Below are 15,398 nucleotides of genomic sequence, written 5' to 3' on the forward strand. Positions count from 1 at the left end.
GGCCTCAGGCCGATCCTGCCCCCTGCGACGGGGCCGGGAACGGCACGACGGCCACTGTTACGTTGTCGTGGCCCCCGCCGTCCAGGGCGTGGCCGACCAACACCTGGGCGCTGTGCAGCGGTCGCGCGGCGGCGTCCAGGGGCACGACCTCGGCCATCTCCTCGGCCGCCTCCGCGTAGTTCCACAGCCCGTCGGTGCACACCACCACTACACCCGGCCGGTCCGGCTTGAAGGAAGCGGTGTGCGGCTCCAGTTCGTACGCGTCCGCGCCGAGCCAGCCCGTGATGGCGTGGGCGCGCTCGTCGGCGTACGCCTGCGCCTCGCTCATCAGGCCCGCGGCGACCATCTGCGCGGCCCACGAGTCGTCCTCGGTGAGCCGGGCCGACGGCGTGTCGCGGTCCACGGGCACCCAGTAGGCACGGCTGTCGCCGACCCAGCCGACGACCAGCAGGCTGGGGGTGACGACGGCGCCGACGAGGGTGCAGGCGGGTGCGTTCTGGTGCGGGGCGTGATCCTCCTGTGCGGGGGGCGCCTCGGCCAGCGAGTTGACGGCCTCGGCGGCCGCGACGATCGCCTCGTGCATGGCCTGCTGCGGGTGCGTGCCCAGCGGCAGCGCCGCCAGCAGAGACTCGCCGGCGGCCCGGGACGCTGCGAGCGAGGCCTCGTCCGGGCGGGTCGCCGAGGAGACACCGTCGCAGACGATCGCGACGACCGCGGGCGAGCCGTCGGGCAGCGCGGTCGAGGAGATGGCGAACGCGTCCTCGTTGCGATGGTGCCGCAGGCCCCGGTCGCTGACCGCGGCGACCGCGCCCAACTCCTGCTCCATGTGGTCGCGCTCGCGTGGCTGCGCGTGCCCGCAGTTCTCGCAGTAGCCGTCGCTGTCGACGCTGCCCGAACGGCAGGCGACGCACAACGGACCGCCCACGGCCGGCGCGTCGAGGTCGGCGGTGCGGGGATCGGTCGGGGGGTGGCCGGCCGGGGGAGCGAGCGGGTACTCGTCCGGCTCCGAAGGCCGGTCGAACCGTACGCCCGCGGACTCGCCCGGGGCGTGCGGGAGCTCGGTGCCGCCCGAGTCCGTGCCCCGGATGTCCGTGGCCCGGTGCACCGGCGCGGGCGTGTCGGAACTCGCCGGCTCCGGTGCGACGGGCCAGTCCACGGGCGCGGCGGCCGAAGGAGGGCGCGCCGACGCGCCGTTCATGGTGATCGTGGGCTGGTCCTGGGGCGGTGCGGGCACCGCCGACAGGTCATACCCGCACGCACCGCAGAAACGGTCACCCGCCTCCAGCGGCTCCTCGCAACTGGGGCACCGCGAAAGGGCCGTCGGCTGGGGCATCTGGGACATCAATCACACCCACGTCCGGGGGCGGTAACGGTTTGCACGTTCCACCAGGTCGATCCTCTCCTCGCCGCCCTGGGCGAGCCGGGCCAGCGTGCGGTACGAGCGCTCCAGACCGAAGCGGAGACCGCGCTCGTCCAGCTCACTGCCGAGCAGCACCCGTCCGCCCCCGGATTGCGGGGCGGAACCCTGGCTACCGGAGAGTACCCAGTCCAGGGCGCAGCCAAGGACCTCTGTGGACAATTCTCCTCGCCGGACCGCGTCCAGACCATAGCCGTCGAGGGCCTCGACCTGGGCGGCAGCCGCTGTCAGATCGTCCAGGAACGGCGCGGCCGCCGCCTCCTCGGCCGACCGCCGCCGCAGCCGCGCCCGCACGGCCGCGACGCGCGCCGCGGTGTAGTGGATCGACGCCTCCGGTACGGATTCCAGTGTGCGTACGGCGCCACGGCGGTCGCCCGCCGCGAGCTGGACGCGCGCCAGGCCGAAGGCCGAGCTCACATGGCTGGGGTCGGTCGCCCACACCAGGCGGTAGTACTCGGCGGCGTTGTCCAGCTGTCCGAGCACCTCGGCGCACAGGCCGAGGGCCAGCTTCGGCGAGGGTTCGCCGGGGAAGGCGTCGTAGATCGCGTCGAAGGACAGCGCCGCGATCTCGTGCTCCCCGGTGGCCAGGGCCGCCACGCCCCGGTACCAGACCACCCGCCAGTCGTCGGGATGGTCCGCCTCCAGGGCCTCGAGCGCTCTGGTCGCACTGTCCAGCTCACCCATCTCCAGACGGGCCCGCAGCTCGCGCAGCCGCAGCTCCAGGGAGCCGGTGGGCGCCGCGTGCAGCGCGGTGATCAGCTCCGCGGGCGCGGACGCCATGAGCCCGGCGAGGAAGCCGGCGTTCGGGTCGCCCGGATCCACGTGGGGGACGGGCAGCGCGAGCGCCGTAACGGCGGCCTGAACAGGCTTGACCAACCCTCCGAAGCGACCGGCTCCGCCGGCCGGCAACGCGGCGCCTCCGGCGCCGTCAGCCCCGACGGCCCCGGACGCGGACCCGTGGGCCCTGGACAGGACCCCGCGTCGCCGCTCTGCCGCCGCCGGAACACCCCGAGCCCCCAACCGCGACACATCCCCGTCCAGCTCCCCGAACAGCTCCGTGTCCACGACCTTGAGCTCGGGTCCGAACAGGGTGGACAGGGCCGGTCGGGCCCGCCCCGTCTGCAGCGAGACGACCTCGCGCAGCACGCCGGTGAGCTGCTCCGCCATCTCCTGGGCGGAGGCGAAACGGCGGGCGGGGTCGGGGTCGGTGGCGCGGACCAGGAGCCGGTAGAAGGACTCGTACTGGCGGAAGACCTCGATGTTGTCGGGGTCGGGCAGGGAGTCCACGAAGACGTTCGTGTAGCCCTGGAAGTCGAAGGTGAGGACGGCCAGCGTGCGGGCGACCGTGTAGAGGTCGCTCGCCACCGACGGGCCGACCTCGGCCACCTCCGGCGCCTGGTAGCCCACCGTGCCGTAGATGGCCGACTCCTCGTCGTCCATCCTGCGCACCGCGCCCATGTCGATCAGCTTGAGCTGGTCCTCGGTCTGGATCGCGTTGTCGACCTTGAAGTCGCAGTACAACAGATTGCGGCTGTGCAGATGCCCGAGGGCCTCCAGCGCCTCGATGCCGTACGCGCAGGCCTGCTCGACCGGCAGCGGGTCGCGCGTCCCGTCCGCCGTCCGGCGCTCGTTGGCGATCTCCTTCAGCGACTTGCCGCCGACGTACTCCATGACGATGTACCCGTCCAGCGAACCCGTCCGCTGGTCCAGGTGTTCCACGAAGTTGTAGATCCGCACGATGTTGGCGTGCTCGATCTCCGCCAGGAAGCGCCGCTCGGAGATCGCGGCCGCCATCGCGTCCTGGTCACCGGTGTCGAGCAGACCCTTGAGGACCACCCAGCGGTCGGAGACCGCGCGGTCCACGGCGAGGTAGACCCAGCCGAGGCCGCCGTGCGCGAGGCAGCCCACCACCTCGTACTGACCGTGCACGATGTCGCCCGTGCCGAGCTTCGGCACGAACGAGTACGGGTGGCCGCACTTCGTGCAGAACCCCTCGGTGCGACCGATCCGCTCACCGCGCGAACGCCCCACCGGAGCCCCGCAGTCGGAGCGCGAGCAGAACCGCTTGCGCTCGGGCACCTCCGGGTTCTCCAGCACCATCGCGCGCGGGTCGGGCCGCGGCACGTCCGGCACCTCCACCAGACCGGCGCCGAGCCGGCCGCGCCCGGTGGAACCGGCCGCCGAACCGGAGCTGCGCACCGACACCGAGCGGCCGGTCGACGTGCCCGACAGCGAGCGCGAGAGGCGCCCGGAGACCGAGCGCCGCGATTGCGAGGAGCGCGAGGACGTACGGGAACTCGCGCGGGAGCTACTGCTGCTGGACCCGCGTGAGCCCCTGCCGCCCGCCGTGATCCCGGTCGGGGGCGAACTCAACGCGCCGTTCGCCGAGACGACCGGCGCCAGGCCGCAGGTGTCGCAGTACAGCTCGCCGCCGCCCACGTCCTCGTACGACCCCGAGCAACCGGGCCGCTGACACTTCTGCTGCTGACCCACAGGCTGCTGACTCACGCTGCATCACCTTTAACGCTCATGCGTCGGGCCCCCTCCGGTCCGTCCGGTCACGGGGCCCGCTCTGCTCGGGCACCCGCGGGTTCAGCAGGTCGGCGACCGCCCGCTGATAGCGCAGTACCGCCTCCTCCGCGACCCGTAGATCGCAGGGCGCGCTCCACAACATGCGCCGCGCCGCGTCGTAGCGCTCGATGAGGAGCGGGTCCTCCGCGAGGCCGTGCCGGGCGACTTTCGCCTTGTACGCGTCGAGGCGGCCGCGCAGCTCCGCGCGGACCGCCAGGGGCTGGGTGACCGCGGTCAACGAGTCGCGGGCGCGCAGCAGTTCGTCCTCGGCCTTCTCCTCCAGCGCCTCCAGGAGCGGCGACAGGCGGTGCCACTGGGCGTGTCTGCGGTACTCCGCGGCCGTCGCCAACTGCTCCTGCAACGCCGTCGGCGGCCCGCTGACGGCCGGCACCTCCGACGCGGCGATCTTCGCCAGCACCTCACCACGGGCGCTCCGCGCCTCCGCGAGCGTGCGGTCCGCGCGGCTCAGCACGTCCCGCAGCGCGACGAGCCGCGCCTCCGCGTCCTGCCGCACGGTCAGCACCGCGTCGATCTCCCGGCGTACGTCCTCCAGGGCGCGCGCCTCGCGGTCGTACGTCGTCGTGTCCGGGCGCCCGCCGCCAGGGGCCGAACTCCCCTGCGCGGGCACCCAGAAGGCCAGCGGGTCGGACACCACGCGCTCGCGCAGCGTGGTCAGCGTCCGGGTGATCCGCTCCAGGTCGTCGCCCGACGGGTGCTCACCGGGGCGGACGCCGACGGAGTGCGCGAGCCGACGGGTGCGCTGGAGCTCCGCGGCCAGTAAATCGATCCGGGCGGGCAGCGCGGACCAGACGGCGTCCGCGACGACGACCATGTCCAGCGAGGACGCGTACAGCTCGTTCATGCGCTCCACCAGCGCGGACAGCGAGAACCGCTCGCTGAGCCTGCCCGTGCCGGTGAGCGTCGGCGCGTTCGCCGCGGCCGTGGTCGAACCGGCGACCGTGACGCTCTCGCCGCGCAGCAGCTCGGTCAGCTCGACCAGGTCCTCACGGCTCGACCAGCGCCGGCGCGAACGGATGTCGCGGGCGCCGCGCAGGGCGTCCGTGTACGCGTCGAAGTACGCCCACAGCAGCGTGATCGACGCGTCCGCGGTCTCCCAGCGCTCCTTGGTCGTACCCGTGAGCTCGGCGCCTTCGAGGAGTCTGCGGCCCGCGTGGTCCTGCAGGGCGAGGAGCGAGGACTCGATGGCCTCGTGCTCCGCGCCGAGCCGCGCCAGCGCACGGTCCACCTCGTCCCGGTCCATCACCGGCCCGGGGGGTCCCGTGACGCCCATCGATCACCTCTCGCTCTCGGTCGTTCCCCGCGCTCCTGTCCGGCGCGCCGGGGTAACACTCCAGTCGTATCAAGCCAGTCGTATCAGGTCGGTCGCTTCCGCCGCTCTGCTCGTCCTAGGTCGTGGGCGGCTTCGACGACGGCGAGTCCGCGCCCAGCGTGGCGGACAGCCACTCGTCGTACGAGTCCTGCCAGCCGCCGCTCTGGCGGTAGTCCACGAGCACCTGGTTGACCCGGCGTACCAGATCGTCGGCGCCCAACTTCATCGCCACGCCGTAGTACTCGGTCGTGAAGGTCTTGCCCTTCAGCTCGACCGTCGGGTCCTGCGCGGCCTGGCTCGCGGCGAGCGCGCCGTCCGTCACCACCGCGTCGACCTGACCCAGCTGGAGGCGCACCAGGCAGTCGAGTTGGTTGGGCACCGTGGTGGAGATGTCGGCGGAGGAGGCGAGCTTGCCCGCCTTCTTGTCGGCGTCCAGCTTGTCGTAGGCGGTGGAACCCGACGCCGAGCAGATCTTCTTCTTCGCCAGCGTCCCGTCGTACCCCTTGATGTCGGAGGTCTTGGGGGCCAGCACCTGCTGTCCGGTCTGGAAGTAGGGGGCGGAGAACGCGACTTCCTCGAGGCGGGCACAGGTGATCGTCATGGTGCGCACCACCATGTCGACCTGGCCGGCCTTGATCGCGGGGATGCGCTGGTTGGTGGGGATGGCGTGGAACCGCACGGCGGCCGGGTCGCCGAGGATCTCCTTCGCGATCTCGTGCGCGAAATCGATGTCGAAGCCCTCGAGGTCGCTGCTCTTCTCGGTGTTGTTCGGATCGCGGTAGCCCCAGCGGTAACTGTTCTGGTCGACGCCGACCGACAGATAGCCGCGCTCCTTGATGGCCGTGATCGTCTTGCCGCTCTCGTCACCGGACGGGGCGGGGCTCTGGTCCTGCGGGGCGGTGCACGTGTCGTCGGCCTTCACCTGCGTGCCCTGGGCGACTCCCTGGCCGCCGACGCCCGCACTGCCGTCCTCCTGGACGGTGCACACCGGCAGCAGCAGGGCGAACACCGCGGTGACGGCCAGGACGACGCCCATCGCTCCCACGCCGCCCCAGCCCCGCAGGCTCGCCCTCAGACGTCGTGCGCTCATCGCCCATCCCCCTCTCACCGGTACTCCGAAAGCCTGCGCCCGATGCCCAGCAGCGCGCCCGCGCCGGCCAGCACCGCGAGGACCGCCGCGCCCACCGAGAGGCCGGTCATCGCGTCCAGGCCGGCGGTCGCCGCCTGCTTGAACTCGCTCTCCTCGTGCCTCAGCGCCGCCGCCAGGTTCGTGTCGACGCCGTCGAAGCACTCGCCCGTCGCACCCTTGGCACCGATCACCTTGTCCAACGCGCCCTGGTAGTCGCCGTCGTCGTCGGCCTCGCGAGCCTCCAGATGACGGGCCTTCCAGACCTTCATGTCGCCGGTCGCCGCCGTCACGGCCTGCTCGCCCGCCTTGTCGTCGGCGAGGTCCGCCGCCAGGGCCAGGCCCTTGGCCAGCGTCTTCATGTCCTGCTGGTAGTCGTAGTCGTAGAGGTCCATGACCTCGGTCTCGGACACCTTCTTGGTCTCCGCGCCACGGTTGACCAGCGTCAGGTTCTCGTTGCCCCGCGCCTTCACGGACGCGATCCGGGCGTCGTGCAGCACGTTCAGCGAGCGGACCCCGTGTTCGTACGACGCGTTGAGGCCCGCCCGGGCCACGCTGTGTCCGACGACGAGCCAGAGCAGTACGACCGTGGCGGCGGCCGTGGCCGCGACCAGACCCTGGTTCAGCACCCGGTTCGTCCGCCGGTAGTGGCGCCGCTGGGCCCAGGCGAGGCCGCCGAGGGCGAGCACGCCCAGCGCGATCGCGACCCACGGGTAGGGCTTGGCGTCCGCGTAGTCCGCGCTCAGCCGCTGGTTCTCCCGCTTGTAGAGGTCCTCCGCCGCGGGGAGCATCTCCTTTTGCATCTTGTCGTTCGCGTACCGCAGATACGCGCCGCCGAGGGGGTAGCCCTGCCGGTTGTTGGCGCGGGCCCGCTCGATCAGGCCCTTGTACTCCGGCAGCAGTTTGTTGAGCTTGGCGATGGTGTCCGCGGAGGGGGAACCCGGGTCGGAGTTGGCCGCGGCGGTGATCAGGCCCTGGGCGGCCGCCCGGATGTTGCCCTCGTACCGGTCGCGGGAGGCCGCGGTCTCCTGGCCGCCAGCGAGGAAGCCGCTGGAGGCCGCGGTGTTGGCGTCGGCGAGTGAGCGGTAGATGTCCGCGGCGCCCGCGCTCAGCGGCTGGCTGCTGTGCAGCACGTCGTCCGCGGCGGTCGAACGCTCCGTCATCTGCCAGGCGGTGACCGCGCCGAACGCGACGACCAGCAGGGCGAGGACGGCGCCGATGATCCTCAGCCGGCCCGGTTCCGTGGTCGCCGCGGCGCGCAGTTGGTCCACGCCCTCCGACCACGCCGTGCGGCGGGCGGGCGTGGTGTCGGGAGCGGGGGGTGTGCCCTGCGGGCCCTGCGGTGCGGGAGGCCCGGACTGCGGTGGCACGGCCGGCATCGTGGGCGTGGGCGTGGGTGTGCCGGACTGCCCCGGTGGTGCGGCGTTGCCCTTCGGCGTGTGTGTCACTTGACCTCCCCCATGGTCGTCTTTCGGTCACCTCGTCCGCGTGCGTGGGACGCACGAAGAGAGGTGCACGGCCGCAAGTATCGCCGCCGGGACTGACATCCGAACAGGTCTTGACTGGATCTTGTGCCGAATACCGCGCGGAGCGCTCCGCGTGTCCTGACCATGAATACGCGATCGGTATCTGTTCGGTTCCCTTTCGACTGGTCTGGTCGGGCCTGATCCCGACCGGGTTTTCGCCCCCGCCGCCCCTACCCTCCCCCAAGCTCTCGACTTCGCTCGAGCAGGGGGGACCCCCATCATCCCCGGGGGCTCCGCCCCCAGACCCCCGGCAGGTGGTTGTTTGGGTGCGGGAGGGTGGGGGCTGGGCGCGCCCACGCGGCGGAGCCGCACAATGTCACAGCCCCGCGCCCCTGGGTATCTCAGCCTGTCCGGCGTTTGAGGACCAGGCCGTTCAGGCCGAACGGGGGGCTGGGGGCGGAGCCCCCAGGAACGGGATGGGACGGGTAGGGGCGGCGGGGGCGAGGGAAACTGCTCAGCCCCCCTCGTGGAACGCCCGCACGCGCGCGTGGACGTCGTCCGGGGCGCGGACGTGGTCCAGGCCCAGCAGGGCGGCCCCAAGGACGGGACGGGCGACGACCACTTGAGGGACCGCTTTCGGCGCACGGTCGGCGAGGAGCTCGCGGATGCGGTCGTCGAGTTGGGGGTGGCGCGCGGCGAGGATGCCACCGCCGAGGAGGACCGGGGTCTCCTGGTCCAACAGATCCAGCCGCGTCAGCGCGACCGTGGCCATCGCGACCACCTCGTCCGCGAGCCGGTCGACGAGGGCGCGGGCCACCGGGTCACCGTCCGACGCCGTGGCGAACAGCACCGGCGTCAACTCGTGCCGCCGGGCCTGCTCGATGTGCTCCAGGTGCAGCGCCTCGATCAGCGCGTACATGGAGGTGAGGCCGAAGTGGGCGGGGAGGGTGCGGGCCAGGGCGGTGGGGCCGCCCCGTCCGTCCTCGGCCCGCGCCGCGTGCCACAGCGCCTCCTCCGCCAGGCCCCAACCACCGCCCCAGTCCCCGGAGATACGGCCGAGCGCGGGGAAGCGGGCGGTGCGTCCGTCGGAGCGCATGCCGACGCAGTTGATGCCGGCGCCGCAGACGACGGCGACCCCGCACGGCTCCGCGATCCCGGCGCGCAGAATCGCGAACGTGTCGTTGCGCACCTCGACACTCGTGCCCCACGCGCGCGCGTGCAGCGCCGCCGCCAACTGTTCCTCCTCCACGGGGAAATCGGCGTTGGCGAGGCAGGCCGAGACATGGGCGACCGAGCCGACCCCCGCCTTCGCGAAGGCCCGGGCGACCGCCTCGGCCAACGTGTCCACGGCCCGATCGACGCCGTCCACCGGCGGCCGGAAGCCCCCGCCGCGCGCCGTACCGGTCACTTCGCCGTCGGCCGCGACGACCGCCACGTCGGTCTTGCTGTTCCCCGCGTCGATGGCGAGCACCAGACCCGCGGGGCCGGACCCGGCTGCCGTTTCGGCGCCGGATCCCGATGAGGTCATGCCCACGCGAGGTGCTCCCGGTTGTGCGCGATCAGCTGGTCGGTGAGGGCATCGGCGTAGGCGTGCTGGCCGATCAGGGGGTGGGAGAGGAGGGCGCGGAACACCCGTTCACGGCCGCCACGCAGCGCGGCCTCCAGCGCCAGGTCCTCGTACGCCGTCACGCCTGCCATCAGCCCCGCGAACAGTGGGTCCACGGGCGGCACCGGCAGTGGCGTCGGCTCGTGCGAACCGACCGCCGCCTGCACCTCGATCACGGCGTCGTCCGGCAGGAACGGCAACGTGCCCTTGTTGTAGGTGTTCACCACCTGGTAGGGGCTCCCGCCTCCGCCGAGCAGCGCGGCCGCGAGATCGACGGCCGCTTCCGAGTAGTAGGCGCCGCCGCGCTTGGCGAGCAGTTCCGGCTTCTCGTCGAGGGCGGGGTCGGCGTACATCGTCAGCAGTTCCCGTTCCATCGCGGCGACCTCGGCGGCCCGGGACGGCTTGGTCCCCAGTTCTCGGACGACCTCGTCGTGCGCGTAGAAGTACCGCAGGTAGTAGGACGGGACCACGCCGAGGCGGTCGATGACGGCGCGCGGCAGGCGCACGTCGTCGGCGATGGCGTCCCCGTGCTCGGCGAGCAGTTTCGGCAGGACGTTCTCGCCCTCGGGGCCGCCGAGTCGTACGCCGGTCTCCCAGCTGAGGTGGTTGAGGCCCATGTGGTCCAGGTGGACATCGGCGGGCACGACCCCGAGCAGCGCGGCGAACTTCCGTTGGAAGCCGATCGCCACGTTGCACAGCCCGACGGCCTTGTGCCCGGCCTGGAGCAGGGCGCGGGTGACGATGCCGACCGGGTTGGTGAAGTCGATGATCCAGGCGTGAGGGTTGGTGCGGCGGACGCGTTCGGCGATGTCCAGCACCACCGGTACCGTGCGCAGCGCCTTGGCGAGGCCGCCCGCGCCCGTGGTCTCCTGCCCGACGCAGCCGCACTCCAGCGGCCAGGTCTCGTCCTGCTGCCGGGCCGCCTGGCCGCCGACGCGCAGCTGGAGCAGTACGGCGTCGGCGCCCTCGACGCCCGCGTCCAGGTCGTCGGTGGTGACGATCCGTCCGGGGTGCCCCTGCCGGGCGAAGATCCGCCGGGCCAGCCCGCCCACCAGCTCCAGGCGTTCGGCGGCCGGATCGACGAGGACGAGTTCCTCGATGGACAGGGTGTCCCGCAACCGGGCGAATCCGTCGATGAGTTCGGGGGTGTAGGTCGACCCTCCGCCGACCACGGTGAGTTTCATATGGGTCAACCCTTCACTCCGGTGAGTGTGACGCCCTCGACGAACGCCTTCTGCGCGAAGAAGAACACGAGGATCACGGGGGCCATGACCAGCACGGTCGCGGCCATGGTGAGATTCCAGTCGGTGTGGTGCGCGCCCTTGAACGACTCCAGGCCGTAGGAGAGGGTCCAGGCGCCGGGATTCTCCGACGCGTAGATCTGGGGTCCGAAGTAGTCGTTCCAGGCGTAGAAGAACTGGAAAAGGGCCACGGCCGCGATGCCGGGCCTCGCCATCGGGAGTACGACCTTCAGCAGCGTCCGCAGGTCCCCGCAGCCGTCGACCTTCGCCGCGTCCAGGTATTCGTTCGGGATGGTCATCAGGAACTGGCGGAGCAGGAAGATGGAGAAGGCCTCGCCGAACGCCATCGGGATGATCAGTGGCCAGAGGGTGCCGGACAGGCCCAGCTGCTTCGCCCAGAAGAGGTACATCGGGATGATCACGACCTGCGGCGGCAGCATCATCATCGAGATGACCAGCATCAGTGACAGGTTCCGGCCGCGGAAGCGGAACTTGGCGAGCGCGTAGGCGACGGGGATCGACGACAAGACCGTCAGGGCGGTACTCGCGCCGGCGTACAGCAGCGTGTTCTTCCACCAGGTCAGGAAGCCGGGTGTGTCGAAGACCTTCCGGTAGTTGGCCCACTCCCAGGTGCGCGGGATCAGATCGCGGCTGAGTGCCTGCGAGTCGCTCATCAGGGAGGTCAGCAGGACGAACACGAAGGGGAGGACGAAGAAGAGGGCGGCCGCGACGCCGAGCGCGTGGATCGCGACCCATTCCAGGAGGGCTTTGCGGTGGGCGGTGCGTGCGCTGTCCGAGGAGGTCCGCACCTGTACCGGCTTGTCGAGTACTTGAGTCATCGTCAGTCACCTGCCTGGATGAGACCGCCCCGGCGCCGCATCAGGAACGCGGTGAACACCATGGACAGGGCGAACAGCACGAGCGCGACCACACAGGCGGAGCCGTAGTCGAAGCGCTGGAAGCCGAGGTTGTAGACGAGTTGGGGGAGGGTGAGGGTGGACTTGTCGGGGTAGCCGGGCTCGAACTGTGTACCGGCGCCCTGGATGACTCCCGACGCGACTTTCCCGGCGACCAGTGGCTGGGTGTAGCACTGCATGGCCTGGATCACGCCGGTGACCACGGCGAACATCACGATCGGCGAGATGTTCGGCAGGGTGACGTACCGGAAGCGTTGCCAGGCCGAGGCGCCGTCCAGCTCCGCTGCCTCGTACTGCTCGGTCGGTACGTCGAGCAGCGCGGCCATGAAGATGACCATCAGGTCGCCGATGCCCCACAGGGCCAGCAGGGTCAGCGCCGGCTTGGACCAGGTGGGGTCGTTGAACCAGCCGGGTGCCGGGACGCCGACCTTCTCCAGGATCGAATTGACGGGTCCTGTACCGGGGTTGAGGAGGAAGGCGAAGGCCATCGTCGCGGCGACGGGCGGGGCGAGGTAGGGGAGATAGAAGAGGGTGCGGAAGACCCCCGTGCCCGTCTTTATCTTCGTGATCAGCAGTCCCACGCCGAGTCCGAAGACGACCCGCAGGCTCACCATCACCAGAACCAGCCACAGAGTGTTGCGCAGCGCCGGCCAGAACAGTGGGTAGTGCTCGAAGACGTACGTCCAGTTCTTCGTTCCGCTCCAGGTCGGCGGCTGGAAACCGTCGTAGTGCATGAAGGAGAAATAGACGGTCGAGAGCAGCGGGTAGGCGAAGAAGACCGTGAATCCGATCAACCAGGGCGACATGAAGGCGAGTGTCCGAAGCGCCGAGCGGCGGCGCTTGGCGCGCAGGGTGTACGCGGTGCTCATGGCGGTGGGCTACTTCGCCTGCGCGATGTCCGTGTCGATCTGTGCGGCGGCTTTCTTCAGCCCCGCCTTCAGATCCTTTTCCTTGCCGCTCTCGTAGTCGTATCCGAGTTGCTGGATCGTCACGAGGTACGTACCGCCGTTGATCGACGCGGGAGTCGTCGTCGAATTCGGGTCGGAGGCGATGTCCAGGAAGGTCTTGAAGCGCGGGTCGTAGTTCAGCTTCGGTGACTTGAGCGCCGCGAGCGTGGACGGGACATTGTGAATGGCGTTGGCGAAACCGACGACGGCGTCGGTGTCCGTCGTCATGTATTTCACCAGTTCCCAGGCCGCGTTCTGCTTCTTGCTGGTGGCCGCGATGCCCGCGATGGTGCCGGTGATGTAGCCCTTGCCGTACTGGTCCGCCTGGTCGTCGGGCACGGGCAGCGGGGCGACGCCGATCTCGAAGTCGGTCCCCGCCTCCTCGGCCATGCCGAGCCGCCACTCGCCGTCCATCTGCATGGCGACCTGACCGGTGTGGAAGGGGTGCTTGGGACCCCATTCGTCGCCGAGCTTGGAGCGGTACGTCTCCAGCTTGCGGTAGCCGCCGAGTTCGTCGACGAGTTTCTTCTGGAGGGTGAATCCCGCTTCGAAGGCGGGGTCGTCGGCGAGGTTCGACTTGCCGTTCTTGTCGAAGTACGTCGGTGAGAACTGGCCGAAGTAGTGGTCGGTGGTGGACTCCCAGCCGTGGTAGTTCGGCATGAATCCGAGCTGGGAGTAGCTGTTGCCCTTGGTGATCGTCAACTTCTTCGCGGCGGTCTCGAATTCGGACCAGGTCTTCGGGGGGCTGGTGATCCCGGCCTTCTTGAAGGCGGTCTTGTTGTAGTAGAGCCCGTACGCGTCACCGAGCAGCGGCACCGAGCAGCGGTCTCCTTCGAACTGGGTGTATTCGTTCATCGCCTTCGGGAAGGTCGTCTCCGGGTCGATATCCGCCTTCTCGAAGAAGGGGTTGAGATCGACGAGGGCGCCGGAGGAACAGAACCTGCCCACGTTGTTGGTGGTGAAGGAGGAGATGACATCGGGTGCCTTGTCGCCGCCCGCGCGCAACGCCTGATTGATCTTGTCGTCGGTCATGTTGGCGACGATGTTGACGTGAATGTTGGGGTGCGCCTTCTCGAATCCGGCGATCAGTGACTTCACGGCTTTGGTCTCGCTGGGCGCGCTCCAGGCGTGCCAGAAGTTGATCGTCGTGTCCTTGGAGGCGTCGTCGTCCGCACCGGAGGAGGACTGGCCGGTACAGGCGGTGGCGAGGAGGGCTATGGAGGCGGAGGCGGCGAGCGCTGTGGCCACCTTCTGGGGCATTCCGGGCATGACGGGGTCTCCCTTGGACAGGCGGGACTCAGGCGAAGGGGGTGAGGACGGATTGAGGAGAAGGGCAAGGGGGAGGGGAGGGGGACTTCAGCGGGAGGTGTCGAAGGCCTCGTCGCGGGTGGCTGCCAGCGCACTCTCCAACGCGCCGCGTAGCACGGGGTGTTCGTGTACGTCGCCGACCACGAGGCGCGGCCGGGACGCGGCCAGCTCCTCCAACTCGGCCTGGACCAGGGCGCGCAACGGTTCGCCGCCCGCGGTGAGCGAGGTGCCGCTGAGCACGACGAGTTCGGGGTCGAGCACCGAGACGAGGGAGGCGAGACCGGTGGCGAGGCCGGTCGCGTAGGTCTCCAGGAGCTTGCGGTGCGGGCCTTCGTTGCGGGCGGCGGCCTGGGCGACGAGGGCGGCGGCGACCTCGGCGTGGGGCCCGGTGGGCAGGGGCTTGATGCCCAGTTCGCGGGCGAGTTTGGGGATGGCCTGGGAGCCGGCGAGCTCCTGGTAGCCACCGCTGTTGGCCCGGGTCACCTGCCGTACGAGGGGTGTGCCGGGCACCGGCAGGAATCCGACCTCACCGGCGCCGCCGGTCCAGCCGCGGTGCAGGCGTCCGCCGAGCACGAGGGCGGCACCGAGACCGCCCTCGTTCCACAGCAGCACGAAGTCGTCGTGCCCGCGCGCCGCGCCGAGCCGCTGCTCGGCGAGGGCCACGAGGTTGACGTCGTTCTCGTACTCGACCGGCATGGGCAGGGCCGCCGCGAGCTCGTCGAGGAGGCTCGGGGAGTGCCAGCCGGGCAGGTGCGAGGCGTAGCGCAGCCGCCCGGTGTTGGGATCGAAGGCGCCGGGCGTCCCGACGACGAGCCGATGGATGTCGCCCCTGGTCAGCCCTGCCGCCTTCACCGCGCCGTCGAGGGCGTCGGTGACCTGGCGTACGACGGGCTGTGCGGGGCGTCGCCCTGGTGTGGGCAGCTCGTACTCACCCACGGTCCGCCCCGTCACATCGGCGACGGCGGCGAGGATGCGCTCGGGAGTGACGTCCAGGCCGGCCGCGTGGGCGGCGCCCGGATCGACCTCGTACAGCTGGGCGTTGGGGCCCGGACGCCCCTCGCTGGTGCCGGTCGCGAGCACGAGCCCGGCGGCTTCCAGGCGGGCGAGGAGCTGGGAGGCGGTGGGCTTGGACAGCCCGGTGAGCTTCCCGATCCGGGTTCTTGAGAGGGGGCCGTGGGCGAGGAGGAGGTCCAGGGCGGCGCGGTCGTTCATGGCGCGCAGGACGCGGGGGGTGCCGGGTGTGCCGGCTCCTGGAGTGCTGCCGGTTCCCGGGGTGCCGATTCCCGGAGTGCCCGTTCCCGGCGTTCCGGCGGATCCTGCCATGGGTGTCTGCACCTGCCTCTCGACCGCCCAGCTTTTCAGTGTGGCTGCCGGGGAGTCCACCGCGATCACTGTTAGGAAGGTTTCCTATTGATGGAGGAACGTAGGCCGGGGTTGGCGGGGGCGTCAATGGGAGGCGGGGCAGGCAA

11 protein-coding genes are annotated in these 15,398 nt (G+C 70.7%); all 11 read right to left on the reverse strand.

Annotation, left to right across the window (positions count from 1 at the left end):
• Window positions 1-4 precede the first annotated feature (4 nt).
• On the reverse strand, window positions 5-1,345 hold the full coding sequence (locus tag AB0D57_RS34415) for a PP2C family serine/threonine-protein phosphatase (protein ID WP_362082250.1): 1,341 nt from the start codon (window positions 1,343-1,345) through the stop codon (window positions 5-7).
• Window positions 1,346-3,910, reverse strand: a complete 2,565-nt coding sequence (locus AB0D57_RS34420) for a tetratricopeptide repeat protein (protein WP_362082335.1) — start codon at window positions 3,908-3,910, stop codon at window positions 1,346-1,348.
• A 34-nt stretch (window positions 3,911-3,944) separates the two neighbouring features.
• Entirely contained in the window at window positions 3,945-5,279 is a 1,335-nt protein-coding gene (locus tag AB0D57_RS34425; RefSeq protein ID WP_362082253.1) for a hypothetical protein, read from the reverse strand.
• A gap of 115 nt (window positions 5,280-5,394) precedes the next feature.
• A complete protein-coding gene (locus AB0D57_RS34430) occupies window positions 5,395-6,408 on the reverse strand; it encodes a glutamate ABC transporter substrate-binding protein (protein ID WP_362082256.1) in 1,014 nt (337 codons plus the stop codon).
• A gap of 14 nt (window positions 6,409-6,422) precedes the next feature.
• Entirely contained in the window at window positions 6,423-7,892 is a 1,470-nt protein-coding gene (locus tag AB0D57_RS34435) for a hypothetical protein (protein WP_362082259.1), read from the reverse strand.
• Between the two features lie 532 nt (window positions 7,893-8,424).
• Window positions 8,425-9,438 (reverse strand): BadF/BadG/BcrA/BcrD ATPase family protein, encoded by a 1,014-nt coding sequence (locus AB0D57_RS34440; RefSeq protein ID WP_362082262.1) that lies wholly within the window; start codon window positions 9,436-9,438, stop codon window positions 8,425-8,427.
• The gene (locus tag AB0D57_RS34445) at window positions 9,435-10,700 is read right to left on the reverse strand and encodes a 6-phospho-beta-glucosidase (RefSeq protein ID WP_362082265.1); all 1,266 of its coding nucleotides are present in this window, start codon (window positions 10,698-10,700) and stop codon (window positions 9,435-9,437) included. The genes AB0D57_RS34440 and AB0D57_RS34445 overlap by 4 nt, the downstream gene beginning before the upstream one ends.
• Window positions 10,701-10,705: 5 nt before the next feature.
• Window positions 10,706-11,596 (reverse strand): carbohydrate ABC transporter permease, encoded by an 891-nt coding sequence (locus AB0D57_RS34450; protein ID WP_362082268.1) that lies wholly within the window; start codon window positions 11,594-11,596, stop codon window positions 10,706-10,708.
• A 2-nt stretch (window positions 11,597-11,598) separates the two neighbouring features.
• Window positions 11,599-12,543 carry a sugar ABC transporter permease gene (locus tag AB0D57_RS34455; protein WP_362082271.1) on the reverse strand — a complete coding sequence of 315 codons (945 nt, stop codon included), beginning with the start codon at window positions 12,541-12,543 and terminating at the stop codon, window positions 11,599-11,601.
• Window positions 12,544-12,552: 9 nt separating this feature from the next.
• Window positions 12,553-13,890, reverse strand: a complete 1,338-nt coding sequence (locus AB0D57_RS34460) for an ABC transporter substrate-binding protein (protein ID WP_362082274.1) — start codon at window positions 13,888-13,890, stop codon at window positions 12,553-12,555.
• Window positions 13,891-13,977: 87 nt separating this feature from the next.
• Window positions 13,978-15,141: an ROK family transcriptional regulator gene (locus tag AB0D57_RS34465; protein ID WP_362082338.1), complete on the reverse strand. Its 1,164-nt coding sequence runs from the start codon at window positions 15,139-15,141 to the stop codon at window positions 13,978-13,980.
• Between the last annotated feature and the right edge of the window lie 257 nt (window positions 15,142-15,398).

The sequence above is a fragment of the Streptomyces sp. NPDC048275 genome (genome assembly GCF_040652275.1).
Lineage (GTDB): Bacteria > Actinomycetota > Actinomycetes > Streptomycetales > Streptomycetaceae > Streptomyces.

Bases quoted from the DNA above. Each gene is read 5' to 3' on its own strand.
- AB0D57_RS34465 (WP_362082338.1), bottom strand. From the start codon at position 15,141: ATGAACGACCGCGCCGCCCTGGACCTCCTCCTCGCCCACGGCCCCCTC.
- AB0D57_RS34430 (WP_362082256.1), bottom strand. From the start codon at position 6,408: ATGAGCGCACGACGTCTGAGGGCGAGCCTGCGGGGCTGGGGCGGCGTG.
- AB0D57_RS34440 (WP_362082262.1), bottom strand. From the start codon at position 9,438: ATGACCTCATCGGGATCCGGCGCCGAAACGGCAGCCGGGTCCGGCCCC.
- AB0D57_RS34455 (WP_362082271.1), bottom strand. From the start codon at position 12,543: ATGAGCACCGCGTACACCCTGCGCGCCAAGCGCCGCCGCTCGGCGCTT.
- AB0D57_RS34460 (WP_362082274.1), bottom strand. From the start codon at position 13,890: ATGCCCGGAATGCCCCAGAAGGTGGCCACAGCGCTCGCCGCCTCCGCC.
- AB0D57_RS34445 (WP_362082265.1), bottom strand. From the start codon at position 10,700: ATGAAACTCACCGTGGTCGGCGGAGGGTCGACCTACACCCCCGAACTC.
- AB0D57_RS34450 (WP_362082268.1), bottom strand. From the start codon at position 11,596: ATGACTCAAGTACTCGACAAGCCGGTACAGGTGCGGACCTCCTCGGAC.
- AB0D57_RS34425 (WP_362082253.1), bottom strand. From the start codon at position 5,279: ATGGGCGTCACGGGACCCCCCGGGCCGGTGATGGACCGGGACGAGGTG.